A 22986-nucleotide genomic window follows, 5' to 3' on the forward strand; every position below is an offset into this window, starting at 1 on the left:
ACATTTCCGGAGGCCGTGTGAGAGATCGAGGAGGTGGTACCTGTGAACGCTGTATCGACATGGGTGCTCCCCTCCGGGGTCACGGTCGGGCGATAGACAGGTCGTCCGGGAGCGCCGTTCCAGTGCACTCCCGAAAGGCACGACCATGCATTTCACTTCCGAGCAGCGCCTCGACGAAGGCGTCCTCGAACGCGAATTCACCCTCGGTGAGATCCCCGGCATCCTGTGGACACCCGCATCCGCATCCGCACCGGCGCCGCTGATCCTGCTCGGCCACCCTCCCCTCGGGCTGCGCAAGATGTACCCGCGACTGGTGGCCCGGGCCCGGCACTCCGCGGCGGAGGGCTTCGCCACGGCCACCATCGAGCTCCCCGGAAGCGGCGACCGGCCCCGTTGGCCCGCCGCCGAGCAGGCCCGCGCTGACCTGCGCCGGGCGATGGAGGCCGGCGAGCCGGTCAGCGACGAGATCGTCGACGCCCTCATCCTCCCGCTGGTCGACAAGGCGGTCCCGGAATGGCAGGCCGCCCTGGACGCCCTCCTTTCGCTGCCCGAGATCGGCGGCCCTGTCGGGTACTCGGGGGGAGTGATCTCCATCGGCATCCGGCTTGCGGTGGTCGAGCCGCGCATCGTGGCCGCCGGCTTCTTCGCCGGGAGTTTCGTGCCTCGCGCCATGTTCGAGGAGGCCCGGCAGGTCACCATTCCGCTGCACGTCCTGCTGCAGTGGGACGACGAAGGGAACGACCGGCAGGCGGCCCTGGACCTGTTCGACGCCTTCGGCTCCAAGGAGAAGTCCCTGCACGCCAACGTGGGCGGGCACACAGGCGTCCCGCAGTTCGCGGGGGACGCCGCGGCCCAGTTCTTCACCCGACATCTGAAGTGAGGCCGGGCCGTCAGACCGGCAGCAGACGGTAGCTGATGTCGGCCGGCATACCGCTCATCGAGGACAGGTCCCGGTCCTCCGCAGCTCTCTGCACCGTGGGCCCCTGCTGAACTCTCGGCAGGGGCCCGTGCTGCCTGAAGTCATGAACTGTTCGGTTTCTCGTCGATCCGCGGCGAACAACCTTCCCGAAGAGGAAACGAGCAGCTCAAACGAGCCTTCTTCCTCTCCGCGTCCGCCGCCCTCGCCGGCCCACGATCAAGTGCCTACTACGACAAGAAAATCAGCCAGGGCAAGCACCACACCCAAGCACTCCTCTGCCTCGCCCGCCGACGAGCAGACGTCCTCTTCGCGATGCTCCGCGACGGCACCTTCTACGAACCCCAACCTGCCCCATCACCTTGACCAAACCCATAGGAGCACACCCCGCATCGCCCCACACGGCATGGCCGAGGGACGTACGCCCTCGGCCATGCCAAGCCGTGTTCACAGACCTTCTCGCAGAGAGCATTCATCCGGCTCGTCGCGTCTCCGGTGGGGTCGCCGCCGAGTCCGGTGGCCTCCGTGTCGCGTTCTCCTGGGCTTCAAGAAGCTCGTCACTGTGCTCGATCGCCCAGCGTCCCAGCGCCGTCATCGGGCCCTCGACCAGGCTCTGCCCCAAGCTGGTCAGGCTGTACTCGACACGAGGTGGCGCCCCGGCATGTGCGTGGCGGTCGACCAGGCCGCTGGCGAACAAGCGGTGCAAGGTGTCGCTCAGTACCTTGTCGCTGATGCCGCCGATCGCGGCGCGTGGTTCGCGGCGTCGACGCGGTCCCACGCGAAGAGCTGCCAGCACAACGGGATCCCAGGTGTGGGCGAAGAGATCGGTGGCCGCGCGCAGGCGGCAATCGGCAACCAACTCGTCGCAGTGGGCTTCGTGATCAGTCATCTCACCACTCATCATCGCGCGTCGGTTACGCACCGATCGGTGCGTATCGCCTTCTCTACCGTGACTGCCCAACTGACTGCTCCTTGAGAAGAAGCGACGATGCGCATCGGGATCCTGGGGACAGGGACACTGGCGGCGGCCTTGGGTGAGGGCTGGGCGCGTGCAGGACATGAAGTGGCGATCGGCGGGCGGTCGCAGGTCAAGGCGGAGAACCTTGCTGAGCGGGGTTCAAGGCGCCGCGCAAGCGCGGCGCGAGCCGCAGCCCCCGGCCGGGGGCCGGCTCTGTCTTCGCCCCGGCTGCCCCCGGCCGGGCGGCGGCGCACCGAGCGCGGCACCAGCCCGAGAGAAACGGCCGATACGGGGCGCGGCAAACCCGCTCGGGCCGGGCCGTCAGAGTTTGCGCGACCCAAAGTCATGCCTCCGCCAGGGGCGCTCAGACTCCGGGATGGGTCGGGGCGCCGTTCGCGGGTGCCGGCCGGATCGTGGCGAGCGTCGTGGGCTCCCATCCCGACCACCTTCGACCCAGGCAGAGCCGAGCAGTCGCGGCCCAGGCCTCAAGCTCGTTCGTACAGTGGCGCGTTCCACCTGGACGCCAGGGACCACGCCCGCTCCACAGTGTGTGGGCCGAGGCAGACGGGATGGGAGCTGGGGTGAGTGGTGGGCTGAGGTGGCCGAGCAGCCCAGCAGATCCCATACCCAGTTAGTGACGGGCTTCGTGTGGTCTGCGATGAATCAATCTTCGTCATCCGAAGAGGAGCCCCGTCGTACGGAGATCACCAAGATCACAACCAGTGTCAGGATGATCAGGACCGCGGCAAGGCCCCAGATTCCGGATGGCCAGCCACTGTCGTCATTCTTGAGAGGCGACAGGCCGCCAGGACCCACAGCCAGGATGCCGAAGCTCGTATCCCCCAGTTTCATGGGGCGAGCGTATTGCTGTCAGCCCTCCGACGCTAGAGACGAAGGAGCGAGGGATGTGTTCGCGCCTTAGGTACGTGCTGACCAGCGGGTGAAGGGCGGGCTGTATCTGCGGGGTCTGTTGCTGGACGGGCGGCGGAAGTCGATGCAGCCGATGGCAGGGCGCCTGGGTGTCGATCACCAGCAGTTGCAGCAGTTCATGACGTCTTCGACCTGGCCGGTGGAGACGGTCCGAGGGCTGTTGGCCCGTCGGGCGGTGGCGGTGGTCCGTCCGCAGGTATGGGTGGTGGACGACACCGGCTTCCCCAAGGACGGATACGCCTCGCCCGGGGTGGCGAGGCAGTACTCCGGCACCCTGGGCAAGGTCGGCAACTGCCAGATCGGGGTCAGTGTCCATGCCACATCCGACACCGCTTCATGTCCGCCGGCCTGGCAAGACGCCCGCGAGCTACATGGCGGGGCTCCAACTGCGCGGATCCATCATCTGGATGCGCAGCCTCAACACGGGCCCGCGGTCGCGGCGCCCGGCTGGCAAGCCGGACGCCGCAACCGCCCAGGTCAGGCCGACGCGGTGACTGCTCCGCCGAGGTGCCGGGCGAAGAAGCGGACCGCGCTGTCGGCCTCGAACCGGGGCAGCTCCTTGTGCTTGCCCGAGTTCACGTGCAACGACTTCTCCTTCGAGGCGAAGGCGTCGAACAGCGCGAGACCTTCCTCGCGCGAGATGTGCTCGTCATCCCACTGCATGTCGAACTCGACCGGGATGGTGATCCGCTTCGCCTTCTCGGCCAGGACGTCGGGCCAGTGCTGACCGAAGACCGCGGCCGTGATCCTGGGTTCGATCGCCACCAGCGGCACGCCGATCGCGGTGCCCATGTTGATGCCCCAAAAGCCGGCCGGCCCGTCGGTGCCGATCTCCGGGAGTCCCTGGAGGGCGTCCAGGGTCGCCTGGTACTCGGGCACGGCGAGCTGCGCCAGGTGGTCGTTGTAGCGCACGACGATCGGGCCTTCCGGCTCGCCCGCCGCCCTCGCCCGGAACAGCTCGGCGATTTCCGCCTCGTCGTGCGCCGTGCGCGGCCGGTCCCCGTGACCGGGCGCGTCGATGACGGCGACGTGGAAGCCGCAGCCGGTCACGACGCGCTGGGCGCGGCCGGACATCGCTGGGTGCTTCTTGTGATTGCCGCCGCCGTGGGCCATCAGGATCAGGGGCGCGCGAACGGCCGCGTTGGAGGCCGGCGACCAGAGGACGCCGGGGACGCCGCCCACAGTGAAGTCGCGTTCGAGCATGCCGTTCGATGACGACTCGGCGGTGAACTGCAGAGAGTGCATAGGTGTTGCCTTTCGGGAGTGCCTTGTCATCGAGGCGCTCCCGGCGACACCTGCGTCAATCGCCTGACCGTGACGAGAGGGGGAGCACCCACATGGATACAGCGTTCATGGGTCTCACCTCCTCGGGACGGTGTCTCGGTCGACTGAAAGCTAGCAGCCCGGCCGCGATCCCGCCCACCCCTTTTTCCCGCCACGTGATCACAACTCCAGACAGGCCCTAGGAGTGCCCCGGTTGGGGCGGCCGAGCACGGTCAGCGACGGCTCCCTGGTGGGTGGCTTCATCCACGAGTTTCGGTTCTGGCACACATTCCGTGAGCAATCTTGAGTCCGGCTTCAACGGACCCTGGTGACGCGTGGTCGGTGCAGCTCACAGGACGCGCGCGTCCTGCTGACGAGCGCTAGCAAGATCTTTTACGAAATGTGTGCCAGAACCCGAGAAATGACGTCAGTGCATGTGACGGCCTGCAGGACGAGGAGTTCGGCGCTGTGGCGGTCCAGCTCCATGTGGCCGAGCCCGTCGTGGACGGGGCGCCGTTCGCGAGTGCCGGCGGATTCGTGGTGAGCGTTGTGGGCTCCCATCCCATCTGCCGTCGCCCCAGGCAGAGCCGAACCGGCGCGGCCCCTGGCGTCCAGGTCGTTCATACAGTGGCGCGCTCCACCTGGACACCAGGGACCACGCGCGCTCCACAGTGTGTGGGCCGAAGACAGACGGGATGGGAGCTGGGCAGGTGGTGGGCTGTGGAAGTGATAGCGCCAACGATCAGCTTTGGCCGCCAGCCGTCCCCGCAGTTCCCACTGACGGACCGTCCGGCTCGGGCTCTACCGACGGACCTGTGAAGAGGTCGCCGGATCCGCCACGCCGACCGTCACGGTGAGTTAGGGAATATTTCCAGAGTGCTACGTTCCGTAATCGTCAGTGGGAGAGTCGAACACCAGTGATTGGGTGGTCCGGTCGTGATGGGTCTGCGTGCGGACAGGGCAGCTGCGGCGTGGCGGTCGGCGATGGTGGTAGGTGGTCTGTCGACCGGTCTCATGGTCCTACTTGCGGCCACGGCGAGCCCCGCGGTGGCAGATCCGGTCGGAGTGCCGGCATCGGGTGTGAGAGGCAAGGTCACCGCCTGGGGCTACAACGGCGAGGGGCAGACGAAGGTACCGGCGTCGCTGATCGGCAAGACGGTCACCACGATCGCCGCCGGCCTTGCGGGCGGTTCGGCGACAGCTGTCGCCGCCGGACCGTGCGGAGCAAACGGCGTGTTCTCGCAGTCCGGCTCCACCGTGTCCTGCACCTATACAGCTGCGGGTGAAGACACCTTCACGGTGCCCCCCGAGGTCAGTAGCGTGAGCGTGATGGCCATCGGGGCACCCGGAGGCAAAGGCGGCGACTACGCCGGAGGACAGCCCGGTGCGCCCGGCGGGGCCGGGGCGCTCGTGACCGCGCCCACGGTCCCGGCCGGAGGCCACGGCACGCTGTACGTGGAGGTCGGAGGCGCCGGCGGCAACGGGACCAACGGCCCTAACTGCGCGGCCGGGAGCGCCGGTATCAACGGTGGTGGCCCCGGCGGAGGCGCCCGCTGCCATTTCGGGGGTGGGGGAGGCGGCGGCGGGGCGTCCGACGTGCGCACCCAGACCGCGTCCGGCGGCGGCCTGACCGCCGGTCCTGGAGACCCGCGCCTGGTCGTCGCGGGCGGAGGCGGCGGCGGTGCCGGGTCCGCCAACCAGATGATCAGCGCCGGCGGGCCCTCGGGCGGATCGGCCACCACCGGCGCGGGCACGGGCGGCGACGTCGACTGCCAGGCAGGCACGGCCAGTCCCGGCGGCACCGGCCAGACCGGCGGCGGCGGAGCCGCCGGCCAAGTACTCAACAGCGGACCCGATTGCCTAAGCAGCAGCGGGACAGCCGGGACGCCCGGCGCGGGCGGCACGGGCACCAACGGTGATCCGATCAACCTCGGCGGTGCCGGCGGTGGCGGCGGCGGATTCACAGGCGGTGGCGGCGGCGCGAGCAGCAATCAGGTCATCGAACACCTGCTGGCGTCAGCGGGTGGTGGTGGCGGTTCGAGTTTCGGCCCGGCCGGTACATCGTTCACCACCGCTACGAACACCGGCAACGGCTCAGTCACGATCTCCTACACCGTCAACACACCACCGCTCATCACCGGACAACCGAGGGATCAGACGGTCAACCCCGGCCAGGACGCCACGTTCACCGCCACCGCGTCCGGTGACCCCGCCCCGACGGTGCAGTGGCAGCGCCGAACCGGCGACAACGCGGCGTGGGTCGACATCCCCGGCGCGACCACGAGCCCCTACACCCTGACCAAAGCCACCCGGGCCGACGACGGCAGCCAGTTCCGGGCGGTCTTCACGAACACCGCCGGCACCACCACCACCCAGACCGCCACCCTGACCGTGACAGTGCACCGTCCCCGACCCCCGCACCATCACCCCTGCGAGCCGCACCGTCACCACTCCCGGCCACATCACCACCATCGCTGAGCCCCACCGACACCAGGCCTCCTGACATCCACCGTTGACATCAACAACGCCGGACAGCGGTGGATCGAAAAGGTCATCGGCAGACTCGGGGCTGCACACCGAACCCACGTTCACGGGCATCACGGAGACCGAGGATCGAACTTACGAAGCAGATGTCGGCGGTTCGAAACCGTCCGCGCCCACCAGCCAGAACGCCCCCGCAGCGAGCTTGGGTTCCAGAAATCATTTCAACACCCGAGCTTCGGGGATGCGATGGGCTTCGACAACGACCCCATCAGGTCCGGATCGGAGAAACAGCTCACACCATCCCCAGGACGCCCGCTCGGACGACGCGGACCTCTGCTCCAACTTGTCCGTACGGCTGGCGAGTCGACCCGCGTCGGCGCGGGTGCGGTCAGGGGCGGGAGGCGAGGGAATGGGCCAGCCGCAGCAGATCGCGCAGCCGAGGGTCGGCGCCGTTCGCGTGGGCCAGGGCGGCACGCTCGGCGTCGCCGAAGGAGGCGAGCGGGCGGTGCAGCAGCGCGCCGGGATGGTGCAGGTCGTGCACCCTGGTCAGCCACGCGAAGGAGCGGCGCCGCAGCGGTGCGGTGACGTCGAGCTGGCCCGAGTACGCGACGTACCGCCCGCCCGGCGCTGCCGCCACCGCCTTGAGGTGACCGGCGTCGCCGACGACGGCGGGCGGGGCAGCGACAGGCACCAGACCGTCGGCCGGGTCGAAGAAGTGAACGCGGTCCTCCGAGCCGGCCTTGCCGCCGACCACTCCCCAGGCCGGCACGGCGAACAGCTCGGACAGCCGGACGGTGTCCCGCCTGGCCACCGGCTCCAGCTCGGACCCACCCAGTCGCCACAGCATCAGACCGCCGTGGTTCCCCGCCGTCACCAGCAGGTCCTCGTCGGCGAAGACCAGATCCGACACCTCCGCATGCGCTTGCGGCACGGAGGCGGCGGCCAGTGCCCTGGTGAGCGTGGAGTCGGCGGCGATGAGGCGGTGGCCGTCGCACAGGACCATCCGGTCGCCGGACGGTGTCACCGCCATCCGGTCGCCACGGGCCAGGGCCCAGTCCCGGAGGTCAACCTGGCGCAACTGACCCGTGCGGCCCAGCACGAACGCCGCCGGGACGAGCGCGAGGCCGACCACGCACCCGCCGACCGTGGCGGCCACGCGCAGGCCCGTGAGCCGCTGGCCCTGTGCGAGGACCCGGCTGGCGCCCGGCCCGTGCCGGACAAGCTCCGCCTCCGTCCGGCGCCCCGGGCGCCGCCGCACCGCGACCACGTCGTCGGTGCCCAGGCAGGCGAGGGACGCGTGGCAGACGGGGCCGCGGTGCAGCACAGTGCGGCGGCCGGAGTCCAGCTCGAGGGTCTCGATCGTCTCGGCCGTTCCCCTATCCGGCCCGGCGACCACGTGGGCCATGGCCAGGACGCCGCCGCCGTACGCGAAGGCGCTGTACGGAGCCGAGTACAGGCCGAAGTCCTCGGGCAGCAGCCGCGTGGCCTCCGCCGTGGCGTCGGCGATCAGTGCTTCGGCGCGGCGCGGTGAGGTGGCGCGCAGCCAGGGCAGCAGCTCCCGGTCCGAGAGGGACGCGGGGGACCAGCCGCGCCGGGGCATCCGGCGGACCAGCCGCACGGCGTCGGCCAGGGGCGCGGCGCAGACGAGTTCCCAGTAGGCGGGCCAGTCCCGCAGCTTCGCGAGCCGCGCGGCCTCGGCGTGCAGCGCGACGGGCGACAGGGCGCGGGTGGGGCGCGGGTCCGGCTGCCACCCGTGCACGGTGATGGTGGCGGCCGGGATCCGCCGCATGTGGTTCGGGTCGAGCCGCGGGGAGAGAGCGTCGGCCTCCGGGTCCTTGGGCAGGCCGGCGGACTGCCGCGCGTCGTTCTGCGCGTGCAGCGCGCTCAGCAGCACCATTTCGTACGTGGCCGGGGCCGTGTCGGCGAGTCGCCGCAGCAGGGCGATGGCCTCCTCGCCGACCGCCAGCGCTTCGCCGGGGCGGCGCGCGTCGAGGAGGGCGGTGTGCAGATCCATCAGTGAGGTGGCACAGGACTCGGCGTAGTGCTGCGGGCTGGCCTCGGCGAGACGCCGGCCGATCGCGGCCACCTCCTGCGCCACCTCGACGGCCTCCGCGTGACAGCCGTCCGCCGTCAGCTGTTTCCGGAGCCGCGACAGGGACGGGACGAGCGGCGTGTCCTCGGGAAGCGTACCGTCGGCCACCAACTCCCGGCTCAGGGCGACCGCTTCGCGCAGCGCGTCGGCCCCGGCGGGCGGACGGAACGTCAAGGACGCCCCGTTGGTCAGGGCGATGGCGAGCCCCCGGCGGTATTGCGGGTCGCGGGCCGCGACGTTCCGGTAGGTCACCGCCGCCCGCTCGTTGGCGCGGTACGCCTCCTCCCACCGCCCGGACCGCTCCAGCACTCCGGAGAGGTTGGCCAGCGCGGTGGCCAGGTCCGGCGCGTGGGCCGCCTGGTCCGTCGCCGTCAGGCGTTCGAAGAGGTCGACCACTTGCTGCTGTGTGCTCAGCGCCTCGTCGAGGCGGCTGAGCCGGGCCAGCTGGTTGGCGACATTGGTGAGGGCGCGGCCGACGTGTTCCTCGTATTGCTCGGGGTCGGTTGCGGCCAGGTCGCCGAAGAGCTCCGCACCTCGCTGCGTGGACCGCAGGGACTCCTCGGTACGGCCGAGATCGTTCAGGTTGTTGCCGTGATTGACGAAGAGCCGGGCTTGCGCGGCGGGGTCGTCCGTGGCGGCCAGCCGATGCTCGAAGAGCCGGACCCGGAGGGCCGCCCGCCCCACGATCAGATCCGCGGGGACCGGATCGGGCACCTCCGCCGCGATGTCCTCCAGGAGGCCGGGCTCGATGTCCGCGAGATCGGCGAGGGCGGTGAGCGCCGCGCCCCCGGCGGCGGCGCCGAGCCCGGGGTCGGCGGTCAGCAGCGGGTACAGACAGGTGGCGCCGACGTGCGGCCAGCGGCCCGCCGCCGTGGCGAGCGCCGTGACGGCACGGGCGGGACCGCCCCCACCGCGCAGCACCATGGCCGCCGTGTCCGCGGCCCAGGGCTGCGCGGGGTAGTCGGCAGGGTGGCCCGGCAACGTGAGTGCGACGAAGTCCTCGGCGAGACGGTCCGGGTACAGCGGCTCGAGGACGGTGTCGTCCGCCGAGTCCGGCGGCGGATAGCACACGGCGTGATCCGCGAGCACGGTACCCGTGCGGTGGTCGAGCCGTAACGCGTCGACCAGGAGCGTGCCGCGCGCGGTCGGCTGCGTTCCGCCCAGCGAGGCGGTGAAGACCACCCGGTTCATCACGGAGGGCGGGACACTGACCCGGCCCTCGCCCCGCTTGTCGTGCAGCAGGGCCCAGCCCAGCTGCTCACGGTCGAGGAGGTAGACGGTCAGCCCCGCCAGGTCCTGGGGGGCCCGGCGGCCGGTGGCCAGGGCGTCCACCGCGACCAGCGCCGCCATGTGCACGGCGAGCGTGAGCCCGAAGTCCGGATGGTTCAGGTCGGGTTGCCGCGACGCCGGGGCGATCCCGTACCGGGCGGCGAAGCCGTCGCGCGCCGCCCGGAACATCCCGCCACGGTCGTCCCCGCGCTGCCCCTGCTCACCCATCACGGTGAGGGGCCCCAGTGCCTGGGCCGACACGTCGACCTCTTCGTTGGCCAGCGCGGCCCGCAGCGCCGGCCAGGGATCGGTGCTGCGCGCCAGGAGCAGGACGCGCGTCGGCACCTCCGGCTGGTGCAGCAGCGCGTTGCTCAACAGCCACGTCAGACTGGTGAGCGGCCAGCGGTCGGCGTAGTCGACCAGGACGAGCAGCCCCGCCGCGCCGTCAAGGCGCAGGTCCTGGCTCCCCGGGGGCGGCAGCACGCTGCCCGGCCCCTCGACCGCGGTGACCACCTTCCAGCCCTGCGCGTCGAGTTCGTGCGCGAGTTGGTGCGCGAGCCGGGTCTTACCCTGGCCGCCCGGCGCGTGCAGCCAACGCGCCGCCCGCCGCGGCCCCTCGACGCACCATGTCCGCAGTGCCGCCAGCTCGCTGTCACGGCCGGTGAACGGGGCAATGGCGAACCGGGCGTTGAGCATCCGGCTGGGCTGCTGCGCCAGCCACACGGCTTCGGGCTCGGGGGCAGGCGACCATCGCTTCAGGAGGTACAGCGGGGTGCCGTCGCCGAAGACGTGGATGTCCGCGCCGATGGCGCCGTAGGCGAACCCGCCGGTGGCTGTGACGTACTGGGCGGTCACGTCACCGGGCCGCCACGGCCGGACCCGGGCTCCTGGTGGATGATCACGTTGCCGTGCTGCACACCGAAGGCCTGCGCATGGTCACGTGCCTCGATGTGCTGTACCCAGTGCTGCTGGGAGCGGGGCAGCTCGCTCTTCAGCCGCTCGGTCAACTCCCGTACGTCATCGATCACTTCGGGGTGGTCCCGAAGGAACTGCTCCAGGCGCAACTGCCAGGCGGGCATCAGCGTCTGCCGCGCCGTTTCGGGGTCGTCCGCGGCTCCGACCAGAGTCGCCTCACTGTCCAACTGCGCGGCAAGCCCAGTCTGTTCGTTCTCGTTCCCACGGCGCAGCACGCGCAGCATGCCCGTACGCGCGGCCCCCCAGGCGTCCGTGGCCATCGCCGCGACCAGCGTCGTCGACGCGGCCGTGGCGACAGCCGCCAGGGATTCGATCATCGGCTTCCTCTCACCGCTCGGCCCACGTGATCCCATCATGCCATCGACCCGGGGACCAGAGGCGCCCCGCGACCGGAAATCCCCAGGTGTACCTGCGCACCCCTGCACCTCAACGCCCCTTCCCCTTAGGCTTGTTCATCGATCGGCCGGGCGAGGGAAGGGGCCGCCATGTGGAGGCGCAACGGTCAGCACCGCAAGAGCCTGCGCCGGCAGATCCGCACGGCCCGCGCCTTGTTCGACGAAGGGGCCCTCGAGCAGGCCGAGTCGCTGATGCGCCAGCTGGTGTCCGACTGCGACGACGCCTTCGGGACCGATACCCCGGAGTCGATCGGCCTGCTGAATCTGCTGGGGTCGGTCCTCTACCAGCAGCGCAAGCTGTCCGCGTCCGCGGCCATGCACAGCGAGGCCGTGGACCGGGCGGCCCGCGTCCTGGGCCGCGACCATCCGGAGACTCTCGGCTATGCCCACAATTACGGTGCCGCGCTGGCCGTCCAGGGGCTTACGTCCGACGCGGTCGCAGTCCTGGACGACACCCTGCAGCGCCGCATCCGCCGACTCGGCAACGATCACGAGGACAGCCTCACCACCGCCAACACACTGGGCGCGACCCTGTTCGCCGCCGGGGCTGTCACCGACGGTCTCACCCTGCTGCGCCAGGCGTACGCCGCCAGCCAGCACCTGCCCGGCGGACACGAGCTCCGCGACGACATCGCCCGGAACCTGCGGATCGCGCAGCGCAATGCGGGCGGTCGATGAACCGCGGCGACGACACCGTCGAGATGTATGTAGCGCCGTTGGACCCCGGTGCGGTGTACATACAAGATCGCGTCCATGATCTCGCGCAGCTCGTGCTCGGGCGGGCGACCAAAATCCAGGGCCCTGCCGCGGTGCTCGAAGCGCCCTCGTGGAGTAGGCGGATCGAGCGGTTCCACGCCGGATCCCGTCGACCTGTCGACGCAGGTTCCACGCCGGACGACCGCACCCTGCGACCGACAGCAACGCCGCGACCACCGCCCACGCCCCGTCCGTCGGATCATGTCGCCCAACCGCGTCACCCACAGGCCCGCAGCATGGCGCACCCGCAGGTCACGAGCCACTTCCGAACCAGGCCCCAGCCGCTGCGGGTCGTCTTCGATCAGACGGTCGAGTCGGGCATGATCTCCCGGACCTCTTGCGCACAGCGACACGCGGCAGCGATCTTGGCAGCCCACTCCAGCGCGTCCTCACGTGAGGGCACATCGATGATCGAGAACCCGCCGAGCACCGCCTTGGTCTCCGGGTACGGGCCGTTGGTGACGGTCCCGTCGGTGGCCACGACGCTCGCCTGCCGCCTTTCCAGTCCACCACCGAAGACCCACACACCGGCGTCCTGAGCCTTACGCACCACCTCGTGCGAGGCCGCGGCCACCTCGGGCAACTCCTCCTGGGGGAAGGTCATCGCGCCGTCATCGAACGAGATCAGGTACCGCGTCATACATGGCTCCCTTGGCCGTTGGCCTCCTTCGGCCGCCTCTCACCCTACGACGAGCGCCTCCCTTCAGAACCGACACTCCCCCAACCTCCGTGGACAGAACACCTAGCCCATCCTGAGCCCTGCCTCGGCGGGGCTTCAGCGTGGTCCGGGTCTGGGGCAGCCAGTTTGCGGGGCCGAGTTGGAGGCGGGAGTCGACGCCGGCGAGGTCGACGAGTGCGCGGATGCGGCGTTCGATGGTGCGCACGGAGAGACGGGGTTGGGAGCCACCGCCCTGCCGGAGAAGGGCGGTGGCTCCGGCATGTGGGGCGGCGCCGCGTCTCAGGCCCGGTTGGGCACCGAGGGTTCCGTGCCGGACTGGGCCACGACCGAGGCGGCCACCTGGGAGGCGAAGCGCAGCATCGCCTCCGCCCGCTCCCTCGGCAGAGTCGAGGCACCGCCCGCGCGGTGGGCTCCGCTGCCGACGAGCCAGCTCAGTACGGCCGCCATGAAGGCGTCGCCGGCGCCGATGGTGTTGACCACGTCGACCGGGACCGCCGGCACGGACACCGGTTCAACCGACCTGGTGTAGGCCGTGCTGCCGCGCGCGCCGCGGGTCAGCACCACGAGCCGGCCATCCCCGGCCAGGGTCCGGCACGTCTCATCGGGATCGGTGTCCGGCCAGAGGTGGACCAGATCCTCGTCGCTCGCCTTGACGACGTGCGCCAATGCGCACAGTTCCCGCAGCCGCTCGGCGCCGGCCTCGGGGTCGAAAGTGCGGTCCTCGCGGACGTTGGGGTCCACGACGAGTACCGATTGCCCGGCGGCCGCGCGTGCGGTCGCCGCCACGGCCTCGGCGGCCGGTTCCACGACCGCGGCGAGACCGCCCACGTACACGGCGCCGAACCGGCCCACCTCCGAACTGCGGTCCTGAATCCGGAAGGTGGCCGTGTCCTGCAGATGGAAGTGATAACCCGTGTCCTCCGGGCCCGGGTCTGCGACCGCAAGCGCGGTGGGCAGCGGGGAGCGTGCGCACAGGCCGAGTTCGGCGCCTGCCGAGACAAGCCTCTCCTCGATCGTACGGGCGAAACCGTCACCGCCGAGGGCCCCGGCGTACCAGCTGGGGGTGCCCAGTCCGGCCAGACCGGCCGCGACATTGGCCGGCGCGCCTCCTGGCTGGGCCAGGTGCGTGCGCGGGTCCTGTGCGGACGGCACCAGGTCGATGAGAGCCTCCCCCATCACCAGGACGGCGCCGGGACCTCCTGTCACGGCTCGACCACGATCTTGCGCCCCTGGCCCGCCTTGAACTTCTGCAGCGCCTCGGGGTACTGCTCCAGTGACATCCGGTCGCTGACGAAGACCGAGGGGTCGAGCAGGCCGGTGGCGAAGAGCGCTGCGGCGCGTTCGTAGCTGTGCAGCACCGCCATGGAGCCGGTGATGGTGATTTCCTGGTTGTAGATCTTGTACGGCTCGATGACGGCGGTCGTCGCGTAGTCGGCGACTCCGAACTGCAGGAACGTTCCTCCCTTGGCGACCCGGCCGAGACCGTCCTGAATTGCTCCCGCGTTGCCGGTGGCGTCGATGACGACGTCCCACCCCCGTTCGGTCTCCAGCTCGTCCGCTGAGGCGGCGGAGCGTGAACAACCCAGCTGCGCCGCGGTCTTGAGCCGCTCCGCGTTGATGTCGAGGACATCGACGCCGGCGGCGCCGGTGCGCTTGGCGAGTTCGAGCATCATCAGACCCATGGTGCCCGAGCCGTAGATCAGCACCTGGGCGCCGAGCGTGCTGCTGAGCACGTCGTAGCCGCGCACCGCGCAGGACAGCGGCTCGATCAGTGCCGCGTCCTTCACATCGATGTGCCCGGGGAGCTTGACGCAGTTCGCGACGGGTGCGACGGCGTACTCCGCGGCTCCGCCGGGCTTGCTGACGCCGATCGCGTTCCAGCGCTCGCACAGGTTGCCGCGGCCGATACGGCAGTAGTGACACTCGTGGCAGTACAGCGAGGGGTCGACGGCGACCAGGTCGCCCAGGGCCAACTCGTCGACGTCGGTGCCCAGTCCCACGATCTCACCGGCGAACTCATGGCCGGGGATGATCGGCAGGGTCGGCGCGAACTCGCCCTGGAGGATGTGCAGATCGGTACCGCACAGCCCGCATGCCGCGACCCGGACGACGACGTCCCGGGGGCCCGGGGTCGGATCGGGAACCGTCGTCACAGACACTTTGCCGACGGCTTCGATGATCGCAGCCCTCATTTCACAGCTCCAAGAGAAAGGCCCTGAACAAGCTTGTCCTGGGCGGCGAAGCCGGCGGCGAGCACCGGCAGGGACACGACGACGGACGCCGCGCACAGCTGGGCGAGGAAGAGTCCCTGGCTGGTCACGAACCCGGTCAGGAAGACGGGCGCCGTCTGCGCCGTCACCCCGGTGAGCACGCGGGCGAAGAGCAGCTCGTTCCAGCTGAAGATGAAACAGATCAGTGCGGTGGCGGCGATGCCGGGGGCGGCGATCGGCGCGACGACCCTGGTGAGGATGGTCGGCAGCCTGGCGCCGTCCACCTGCGCCGCCTCGATGATCGAGACCGGCACATCGGCGAGGAAGGACTGCATCATCCAGACGGCGATCGGTAGATTCATCGAGGTGTAGAGGATGACGAGCAGCCAGACGTTGTCCAGCATGCCGATGTTCTTCGCGAAGAGGTACACCGGCAGCAGTCCGGCGACGACCGGCAGCATTTTCGTGGAGAGGAAGAAGAACATCACGTCCGTCCACTTCTCCACCCGCTTGATGGACAGCGCGTACGCGGCCGGCAGCGCGAGCACCAGCACGAACAGTGTGGAGAACACGGAAGACGTGAGGGAGTTGATCAGCGGCGGCCAGGGGCTCGCGCCGCTTCCCGTGCCGAAGAACGCCCGGTAGCTGTCGAGCGTGAGCGGCGCAGTGAGCGACGGCGGGTTGGTCGCCGCGTCGGGCTCCGAGTGGAAGGAGGTCAGCAGCATCCAGATCGCCGGAAGACAGAAGGCGATGCCGACGACCCAGGCAAGCAGGCCGAGCGAGGCTGAGCGGCGCCTGACACGGCGCTCGACGGGAGCGGCACGCCGGGCCGCGGGAGCGGCCTTGGGGGCGTCGGTGGCGGTCAGCGTGCTCATGAGCGGCCTGCCTCCTCAGTGAAGAGGGACGAGACCACACGCAGGGCGAACGTCGCGATCACGATCGTGCCGATCACGACGACCACTCCGGCCGCGGACGCCAGTCCGTATTCATGAGCCTGGTAGAAGGTCTGATAGACGGTGTACGGGAGGTTGGCGGTGCCGAGGCCCCCTGCGGTGATGGTGAACACCGCGTCGAAGTTCTGCACGATGTAGATCGAGCCGAGCAGGATGCCGAGCTCCAGGTACCTGCGCAGATGCGGCAGGGTCAGGAACGCGAACATCTGCCAGGCGTTGGCTCCGTCGAGACGGGCCGCCTCCATCATGTCCATGGGCCGGCTCTGCAGCCCGGCGAGCAGGATGAGCATCATGAAGGGCGTCCACTGCCAGACCAGCGCGGCCTCCACCGCGAGCAGCGGCATGTCGGAGATCCAGTCGGGCTGGGCCGGACTGCCGTCGCCGAACAGGCCGGTGACCCACGCCCACGCGCCGTTCAGCAGCCCGTACTCGGGGTTGTAGAGAACGTGCTTCCACAGCAGTGCCGCGGAGACGGGGACCAGCAGGAACGGCGTGATGAGCAGGGTGCGCACGAAGCCGCGGCCCATGAACTTACGGTCGAGCAGCAGGGCGAGGAGCAGCCCGAGCACGACGCTGACGATCACCACGCTCACCGTGAGCAGCACCGTGGTGAAAACCGACTCGCGCAGGTCAGCGTCGCTGAACACGGAGCCGTAGTTGGACAGTCCGGAGAACCCCCGCTTGTCAGGAGCGAGCGAGTTCCAGTCGAAGAGCGAAATGAACAGCGTGGCCACGAAGGGAAGTTGGGTGACCGCGATCAGGAAGACCAGGGCAGGCAGCAGTGGGGCACGAGTGGCCCAGTTACGTGCCCTGCGGGAGGGCTCCCGGCCGGCGCGCCGCGTCGCTGTGGGGGGCGACGCGCCTGCCGGGGACACTGACGGGCTACTGAGAGAGGTGCTCACTTCTGCTCCTTGCCGACCTTCTCGGCGAGCGCCTGCGAGGTCTTGAGGGCGTCGTCCACCGACTGCTTGCCCGCGATGGCCGAGCTGATCTCCTGCGAGACCTTGGTACCCAGGTCCGTGAACTCCGGGATGTCGACGAACTGGATGCCGATCGTCGGCCGCGGCTGGGTGCCCGGGTTACTCGGGTTCGCGCTGGAGATGGCCTTCTTGGTGACGTCGGCGAAGGCCGAGGCGTCCTTCAGGTAGTCCGCGTTCGCGTAGGTCGAGGCGCGCTTGCCGGCGGGCACGTTGGGCCAGCCGATCTTACTGCCGACGAGGTTCTCGTACTTCTCGCTGGACGCCCAGGAGATGAACTTCCACGCGCTCTCGGTCTTGGCCGAGGCCTTCTGCATGCCCCAGGCCCAGGTGTAGAGCCAGCCGGAACTGTCCGTCTTGTCGACGGGCGCAGGCACGTAGCCGATCTTGCCCTTGACCGGGGAGTTCGAGGCCTCCAGCGATCCGGCGCCGGAGGTCGCGTCGTACCACATAGCTGTCTTGGACTGCGTCATGCCGTTGAGGCACTCGGCAAAGCCGGACTGCGGGGCACCCGCCTCACCGTGCTCACGCACCAGGTCGACGTAGAACTGGGTGGCCTTCCTGAACTCGGGGGTGTCGAGCTCGGCGTTCCAGTCCTTGTCGAACCAGGTACCGCCCATCGTGTTGACCACTGTGGTCAGCGGCGCGATGACCTCGCCCCAACCCGGGAGACCGCGCAGACAGATGCCCTTCATCCCGGGCTTGGCACCGTCCGCCTTGGCGGCGAGATCGGCGACCTGGTCCCAGGTGGGCTTGGCAGGCATCGTGAGGTTCTTGTCCGCGAATACGTCCTTGCGGTACATCAGGAAGGACGACTCGCCGTAGAACGGTTCGGCGTAGAGCTTGCCGTCCTCCGCCGTGAGGGACTCCTGCAACGGCTTGAGGATGTCGCCCTGGTTGAACGCCTCGTCCTTGGCGACGTAGTCGTCGAGGGGGTGCAGCCAGCCGTTCTTCGCGTAGAACGGCACTTCGTAGTTGCTGATGGTGGCGACGTCGTACTGGCCGGCCTGGTTGGAGAAGTCCTGGGTGATCTTGTCGCGGACGTCGTTCTCCGGCAGGACGGTGAAGTTCACCTTGATGCCGGTGTCCTTGGTGAAGTTTGCAGCGGTGAGCTTCTGCAGCTCGATCATCTGCGGATTGTTCACCATGAGGACGTTCAGCGTGTCGCCACCTCCGCCGGAGGAGGAGGCACCGCCCGCGCCGCTGCATCCCGCGAGCAGCGCCGTCAGGGCGACGCCCGCGCCCACGCGCACGTACAGTCCACGCCGTCGTAGCTGAAGAGGCATGAGATTTCTCCTGATCATTTGTTGCGGAGGGGTTGAGAAAGACGTGCCGTTCCCGCCCAGCCGTCCCGGGGAGATACGGAGAGCACACAAGAGGGGTGGATGACATTCAGACGCGGATGACCTGCGGTCCGAGGAGCGAGTAACGCTGCGCTTCTGCCGAGGGCAGACCCGCGTCGGTGACGATGGCCTCGAAGTCGCCGACCTCGGCGAAGCGGCAGAAGCTCACCGCACCGAACTTGGTATGGATTCCGACGAAGACCCGGCGCCGCGCGCTGCGCATGGCTTGGGCCTTCACCTCGCTCACGGCCGGGTCCGGGGTGGTCAGGCCGTATTCACGGGAGATGCCGTTCGCTCCCACGTACGCGAGGTCGATGACGAACTCGGAGAGCATGCGGGTGGTCCAGTGGTCGACCGTCGCCATCGTGGAGCCGCGCACCCGGCCGCCGAGCAGGAGTACCGCGATCTTCTCCGCCTCGGCGAGTGCGGTCGCCACGGTGAGGGACGCGGTGACCACGGTCAGGGCCCGGTCCCGGGGCAGCGCCTCGGCGACCAGCTGAGGGGTGAAGCCCTCGTCGACGAAAACGGTTTCCGCGTCGCCGAGGAGACCGGCGGCGGCTGCCGCGATCCGTGATTTCTGGGGTACGAGACGGGTCGTCCGTACCGCGAGTGTGCTCTCGAACCCCGCGCTCTCGACGGGGTAGGCGCCGCCATGGGTGCGCCGCACCAGACCGTGCTCCTCGAGGGTGTGCAGGTCGCGCCGGACGGTCTCCTTGGCCACGCTGAGTTTCACGGCCAGCGCGGCGACTTCCACTGACCCGTCACGGCGGGCGATCTCAAGGATTTCTCGTCGGCGTTCGTCTGTGTCCACGACACACTTCCCTGCTCCACTACGGATGAGTACCCGTTCGGGCTCATGCGTCGTTTGTACAAGCAAGAGACCCACTGCCACCAGGCTCTTCGCTGCATCGACTGTGCCCGTTCATGCCTGTTCCGCCAAGGCCATAAACGCTGCTCACGCGGGTGGATCGGGAGCCTGCGGATCAGATCGCTGCCCGTTTGGGGCCGTGAGAGCGCCCGAACGGAGCCCGAAGAGATGTACGCGGTCGAGCGAAACGGAGCGGGAAAGGCCTGCGGCGGCCCACGGGTGTCCGTGAGCCGCCGCGCCCCAAGGCCGTTCCCGCAAGACCCGACGACCAAGATCCGGACCATTCACGGTCCGGGCTCGACAAACTTGCCACTGTGACGGCCGTGTCTGCTGGTCAGCATAGGTACGACCCATGTATCGCTGCCACCGCGCAGATGACCGCCGAAGCGCTGCAGGGCGCGCTGGGGTTCAGGTCGAGGCTGTGAACATTCCGGCACTGAAGCGCTGTGAGCCGACGACGGAATCCCCGCGAGCGCACGCATGCGCCGCACACCACCAGCCGCGCCACGTCACCTCACAAGACCGCCTCGACTCGCCCGGTTCCAGCTTGGGCTGAGGGCCATCCGGGGAGCAGCGCGCTTGGGGCACCTGAGAACCGAGCGAGACCGTGCGTGCGGTATTCGGAATCCCATCACCGCAGCACCGACGAAAGGGGCTGACGGTTCGTCAACTCATTGGCTCCGCCCAAAGATCGGGCGGGATGACGCCGACGGAGCGGCCATGGGGGTCCAGGAGGTGCCCGAGCAGCTTGTCCTGGCGCAGGGTGATGACGCGGTCGACGATGTCGAGGCTTGGGTGGGCGGTGGCGAGTTGGGTTTCCAGGCGTAGTACGTCGCTGACGGAGTGCAGGCTGGCCTGGATGATGAGGTTGTGGGGGCCGCTGATGGCGGCGCAGTTGCGGGTTTCGGGCAGGCGGATGAGGGAGGGGCCGATCCCGGGGATGTCGGCGGGGGGCACTTTGGCCCAGAGGGTGACCGAGACGGGCCAGCCGCCGAGGGGTCGGGCGAAGTCGCAGCGGAACCGCAGGAGGCCGCGTCGCGTGAGGTGTTCGGTGCGGCGTTTGGCGGTGTTGAGGCTGACGCCGAGGTCGCTTGCCAGGGTCCGGTAGGGAGCGCGGCCGTCGTGGGCGAGCCGACTGATGAGGGCGCGGTCGAAGGGGGTGATCTCACCCGGGGCGACAGGGGTTTGGGCTGGGGGCGTGCCGGTCAGCTGGGCGCGCTGATCGGGGGCCAGGGCGGCGATGCGCCACCGGCCGCCCTCGGTGAACATGTGGGTGACGATCCGGGCCTGCGCGGTGGTGATACCGGGAAGGTGCGGGAGCAGGTCGAGGGCGTAGCGGGAGAGGGCCGACAGGTCGTGGGTGGCGACGACAGCGAGGATGTCGTGTCCGGCGGCGGCGCGCTCGATCGTGAGCATGTGGGGGTGGGCGCTCAGTGTCCGGGCGACCTCGGCGGTGGTTCCCGGGGAGCAGTCGATCACGACGAAGGCCACGCAGATCTGCTCGAACAGGCGTGGGCCGGGTGAGAAGCCCACCCAGGCGGCGCCCCGGTCGGACAAGCGGCTGAAGCGGCGCGCGACGGTGACCGGGTCGACGCCCAGGGCGCGCCCGAGCTCGGTCCATGAGGCCCGCGGCTGCAACTGCAGGGCGTTGATCAGCGCCAACTCGTCCTCTGCCAGCAGCGACGGTGCATCATCCTGCACATTCCGGCCTTGTGAGCCAGAATCCTGCGTTTTGCGGCTTTTGTGCGTCACTCTCCCATTGTGGGACCTCCAGGGGCCCACGCCCGGCGAGTGTGAAGGAGGGCCAGATCATGGCTTACGGCGATTATCAGGACGAGATCTACATGGACGGGCTGCGCGGTGTGGTGCCACGCTTTCCGATGACCTACGCCGAGCTGGAGCCGCTGACTCAGGCGGCGATGCCCGCCTCGGTCCGCTCCTACGTCGCGGGCGGCGCCGGCGACGAGCGCACCCAGCAGGCCAACGTCGCAGCGTTCGCCGGCGGTCCCTCGCCCACCGAGTCGCACGCCCTGACCCACCACCTCAGCGAACCGGGCCAGGTCCTTGGACCCGTCCCCGAACAGGCCCTATTTCATGACATACCCCCGCTTATTGGGCAGGATCAGACTGGCGCACCGGTGATGGCATCCCCCCTCGACGCCCAGGTGGGCATTCGAGTCTTCACCCAGCAGCGCTCACCCTCCGGCAGCCCCGTCGAACCCTAAGTCCAGCCCTAGCAAGAAATCAGATGGCAACCATGACTGAGCAGTCCACCGTTCGCAGCGTGACCTACGACCTGCTGCGGACACTGAAACTCACCACGGTCTTCGGCAATCCGGGCTCCACCGAGCAGCCCTTCCTTCAGGATTTCCCCGAGGACTTCACCTACGTCCTGGCGCTGCAGGAGGCATCCGTCATCGCGATGGCCGACACATTCGCCCAGGTGACCGGGCGTCCCGCGCTGGTCAACCTGCATTCCTCGGCCGGGATGGGAAACGCCGTGGGCAACCTGGTGGCGGCCTACCACGGCAACACACCCCTGATCATCACCTCCGGCCAGCAGCATCGGGAGCTGGTGATCGGTGATCCGTACCTCGGCAACCGCGAGGCCGTCACGCTGCCGAAGCCGTGGGTGAAGTGGTCGTACGAACCGGCCCGCGCCCAGGACGTCCCCGAGGCCTTCATGCGGGCCTACGCTGAAGCACTGCAGCCGCCGACGGGGCCTGTCTACCTGTCGATTCCCATGGACGACTGGAAGCGGCCCCTGTCCGGCTTCACCCGGGTGCGCACGGTGAGCGACCGCGTCGCCCCCGACGCCGAGCGACTGCGCGGCTTCGCCGACCGCATCTCCGTCAGCCGGCGTCCCGCGCTGGTCTTCGGGCCGGAGGTCGACCGCGGCGGCGGCTGGGACGCGGCCGTCGTCCTGGCGGAGAAGCTGCGCGCGGCCGTCTACGGCGCCCCGCTCCTGGACCGCGCCTCGTTCCCCGAGGACCACCCCCTCTTCGGCGGTCCGCTCGGCATGTCGGTGAAGACCATCAGCGACCGGTTGACGGGGCACGACCTCGTGGTCGTGATCGGCGCCGAGGTGTTCCGCTACTACCCCTACGTGCCCGGCGACTACCTCCCCGAAGGCACCGAACTGCTGCAGATCACCGGAAATCCGGGTGTCGCCGCCGCGGCACGGGTGGGTGACAGCCTCCTGGCCGATCCCCGGACGGCGATCGAGCTGCTCCTGGACATGGTCACGGAGGGATCCGCCCGAACCGCTCCGGAACCGATGCCTCGCCCGCGCGAGCTGCCGCAGACTCGGAACACCCCGCTCACCCCTCCGGAGGTCTATGCCGCCCTGAGCAGGGTCCGGCCGTCGGATGCGGTCATCGTCAACGAATCGACCTCCACGATGGCGCAGCAGATCGAGTGGCTCCCCACCACCCGGACCGGATCGTTCTTCGCCACGGCCAGCGGAGGCATCGGATGGGGCACTCCTGCCGCGGTGGGCGTCGCGCTCGGCGACCGGGACAGGGCCGTCGAACGGCCGGTGATCGGCTTGATCGGAGACGGCTCCTTCCAGTACTCCGTGCAGGCCGTCTACACGGCGGCCCAGCACAACCTCCCGATTGTCTACGTCGTCATGCGCAACCAGGAGTACTCCATCCTCAAGTCGTTCGCGGTACTCGAGGAGACCCCGGGCGTGCCGGGGCTCGACCTGCCGGGGCTCGACATCGCCTCCGTGGCCCGCGGCTTCGGATGCCGCGCGGTCGACGTGGAGACCACCGAGGACCTGGAGCGGGAGTTCAAGGCGGCCCTGTCCGCCGGCACCACCACGGTCATCGTCGTCGCCACGCAACCTCAGAGGGCGATGTTGTAGGCCGCGTGCCTCGCACGATTCAGAGAGAAACCAGCAGACAGAGGGCAGCA

The 22986-nt window shown here is 69.4% G+C and carries 18 protein-coding genes and 4 pseudogenes; 8 read left to right on the top strand and 14 right to left on the bottom strand.

Annotated elements, in window-relative coordinates:
- Nucleotides 1–145 precede the first annotated feature (145 nt).
- Together ACIA8E_RS29685 and ACIA8E_RS29690 are read left to right on the top strand one after the other, a co-directional pair.
- Nucleotides 146–880: an alpha/beta hydrolase gene (locus ACIA8E_RS29685; protein WP_399302512.1), complete on the top strand. Its 735-nt coding sequence runs from the start codon at nt 146–148 to the stop codon at nt 878–880.
- 159 nt (nt 881–1039) lie between these two features.
- Nucleotides 1040–1282 (top strand): annotated as a pseudogene (locus ACIA8E_RS29690) (IS110 family transposase); the annotation flags it as partial.
- A 106-nt stretch (nt 1283–1388) separates the two neighbouring features.
- On the opposite strand, the gene ACIA8E_RS29695 reads toward ACIA8E_RS29690, so the two are convergent.
- On the bottom strand, nt 1389–1805 hold the full coding sequence (locus ACIA8E_RS29695) for a winged helix-turn-helix transcriptional regulator (RefSeq protein ID WP_399302514.1): 417 nt from the start codon (nt 1803–1805) through the stop codon (nt 1389–1391).
- A 99-nt stretch (nt 1806–1904) separates the two neighbouring features.
- Between ACIA8E_RS29695 and ACIA8E_RS29700 the strand changes: the two genes are divergently transcribed.
- On the top strand, nt 1905–2459 hold the full coding sequence (locus ACIA8E_RS29700) for an NAD(P)-binding domain-containing protein (protein WP_399302516.1): 555 nt from the start codon (nt 1905–1907) through the stop codon (nt 2457–2459).
- A gap of 78 nt (nt 2460–2537) precedes the next feature.
- Here the strand turns inward: ACIA8E_RS29700 and ACIA8E_RS29705 are convergent, their stop codons facing one another.
- Nucleotides 2538–2726 carry a hypothetical protein gene (locus tag ACIA8E_RS29705; RefSeq protein ID WP_327128745.1) on the bottom strand — a complete coding sequence of 63 codons (189 nt, stop codon included), beginning with the start codon at nt 2724–2726 and terminating at the stop codon, nt 2538–2540.
- A gap of 73 nt (nt 2727–2799) precedes the next feature.
- Between ACIA8E_RS29705 and ACIA8E_RS29710 the strand changes: the two are divergent.
- Nucleotides 2800–3159: pseudogene (locus ACIA8E_RS29710) on the top strand (transposase); the annotation flags it as partial.
- Between the two features lie 122 nt (nt 3160–3281).
- On the opposite strand, the gene ACIA8E_RS29715 reads toward ACIA8E_RS29710, so the two are convergent.
- Nucleotides 3282–4049 carry an alpha/beta hydrolase gene (locus ACIA8E_RS29715; RefSeq protein WP_399302518.1) on the bottom strand — a complete coding sequence of 256 codons (768 nt, stop codon included), beginning with the start codon at nt 4047–4049 and terminating at the stop codon, nt 3282–3284.
- A gap of 1098 nt (nt 4050–5147) precedes the next feature.
- Between ACIA8E_RS29715 and ACIA8E_RS29720 the strand changes: the two genes are divergently transcribed.
- Nucleotides 5148–6545, top strand: a complete 1398-nt coding sequence (locus ACIA8E_RS29720; protein WP_399302520.1) for an immunoglobulin domain-containing protein — start codon at nt 5148–5150, stop codon at nt 6543–6545.
- Between the two features lie 394 nt (nt 6546–6939).
- Here ACIA8E_RS29720 and ACIA8E_RS29725 read toward each other — a convergent pair whose 3' ends face one another.
- Nucleotides 6940–10767, bottom strand: coding sequence for a hypothetical protein (locus tag ACIA8E_RS29725; RefSeq protein WP_399302522.1), 3828 nt, complete (start codon nt 10765–10767; stop codon nt 6940–6942).
- Nucleotides 10764–11204, bottom strand: a complete 441-nt coding sequence (locus ACIA8E_RS29730) for a hypothetical protein (protein WP_399302524.1) — start codon at nt 11202–11204, stop codon at nt 10764–10766. Before ACIA8E_RS29730 ends, ACIA8E_RS29725 begins: the two co-directional genes overlap by 4 nt.
- 168 nt (nt 11205–11372) lie before the next feature.
- On the opposite strand from ACIA8E_RS29730, the gene ACIA8E_RS29735 reads away from it, so the two are divergent.
- Nucleotides 11373–11960 carry a tetratricopeptide repeat protein gene (locus ACIA8E_RS29735; RefSeq protein WP_399302526.1) on the top strand — a complete coding sequence of 196 codons (588 nt, stop codon included), beginning with the start codon at nt 11373–11375 and terminating at the stop codon, nt 11958–11960.
- A 17-nt stretch (nt 11961–11977) separates the two neighbouring features.
- Here ACIA8E_RS29735 and ACIA8E_RS29740 read toward each other — a convergent pair.
- The 9 genes and pseudogenes from ACIA8E_RS29740 to ACIA8E_RS29780 form a co-directional block, all read right to left on the bottom strand.
- Nucleotides 11978–12106 (bottom strand): annotated as a pseudogene (locus tag ACIA8E_RS29740) (IS5/IS1182 family transposase); the annotation flags it as partial.
- A gap of 233 nt (nt 12107–12339) precedes the next feature.
- Nucleotides 12340–12678, bottom strand: coding sequence for a YciI family protein (locus tag ACIA8E_RS29745; protein ID WP_399302528.1), 339 nt, complete (start codon nt 12676–12678; stop codon nt 12340–12342).
- Nucleotides 12679–12996: 318 nt separating this feature from the next.
- Nucleotides 12997–13923 carry a PfkB family carbohydrate kinase gene (locus tag ACIA8E_RS29750; protein ID WP_399302530.1) on the bottom strand — a complete coding sequence of 309 codons (927 nt, stop codon included), beginning with the start codon at nt 13921–13923 and terminating at the stop codon, nt 12997–12999.
- On the bottom strand, nt 13920–14909 hold the full coding sequence (locus tag ACIA8E_RS29755) for a zinc-dependent alcohol dehydrogenase family protein (protein ID WP_399302532.1): 990 nt from the start codon (nt 14907–14909) through the stop codon (nt 13920–13922). Before ACIA8E_RS29755 ends, ACIA8E_RS29750 begins: the two co-directional genes overlap by 4 nt.
- Nucleotides 14906–15802, bottom strand: a complete 897-nt coding sequence (locus ACIA8E_RS29760; RefSeq protein WP_399302534.1) for a carbohydrate ABC transporter permease — start codon at nt 15800–15802, stop codon at nt 14906–14908. The genes ACIA8E_RS29755 and ACIA8E_RS29760 overlap by 4 nt, the downstream gene beginning before the upstream one ends.
- Complete coding sequence (locus tag ACIA8E_RS29765; RefSeq protein ID WP_399302588.1) at nt 15799–16755, bottom strand: carbohydrate ABC transporter permease; 957 nt, start codon at nt 16753–16755, stop codon at nt 15799–15801. The genes ACIA8E_RS29760 and ACIA8E_RS29765 overlap by 4 nt, the downstream gene beginning before the upstream one ends.
- 23 nt (nt 16756–16778) lie before the next feature.
- Entirely contained in the window at nt 16779–18143 is a 1365-nt protein-coding gene (locus ACIA8E_RS29770; RefSeq protein WP_399302536.1) for an ABC transporter substrate-binding protein, read from the bottom strand.
- 106 nt (nt 18144–18249) lie between these two features.
- Nucleotides 18250–19011 carry a DeoR/GlpR family DNA-binding transcription regulator gene (locus ACIA8E_RS29775; RefSeq protein WP_399302538.1) on the bottom strand — a complete coding sequence of 254 codons (762 nt, stop codon included), beginning with the start codon at nt 19009–19011 and terminating at the stop codon, nt 18250–18252.
- Nucleotides 19012–19734: 723 nt separating this feature from the next.
- On the bottom strand, nt 19735–20769 hold the full coding sequence (locus tag ACIA8E_RS29780; RefSeq protein ID WP_399302540.1) for an Lrp/AsnC family transcriptional regulator: 1035 nt from the start codon (nt 20767–20769) through the stop codon (nt 19735–19737).
- Nucleotides 20770–20879: 110 nt separating this feature from the next.
- Here ACIA8E_RS29780 and ACIA8E_RS29785 point away from each other — a divergent pair.
- Nucleotides 20880–21065: pseudogene (locus ACIA8E_RS29785) on the top strand (lactate 2-monooxygenase); the annotation flags it as partial.
- Nucleotides 21066–21325: 260 nt separating this feature from the next.
- On the top strand, nt 21326–22936 hold the full coding sequence (gene mdlC / locus ACIA8E_RS29790; protein ID WP_399302542.1) for a benzoylformate decarboxylase: 1611 nt from the start codon (nt 21326–21328) through the stop codon (nt 22934–22936).
- The last annotated feature ends 50 nt before the right edge of the window (nt 22937–22986 follow it).

It is taken from the genome of Streptomyces sp. NPDC051664, assembly GCF_044453545.1.
GTDB lineage: Bacteria > Actinomycetota > Actinomycetes > Streptomycetales > Streptomycetaceae > Streptomyces.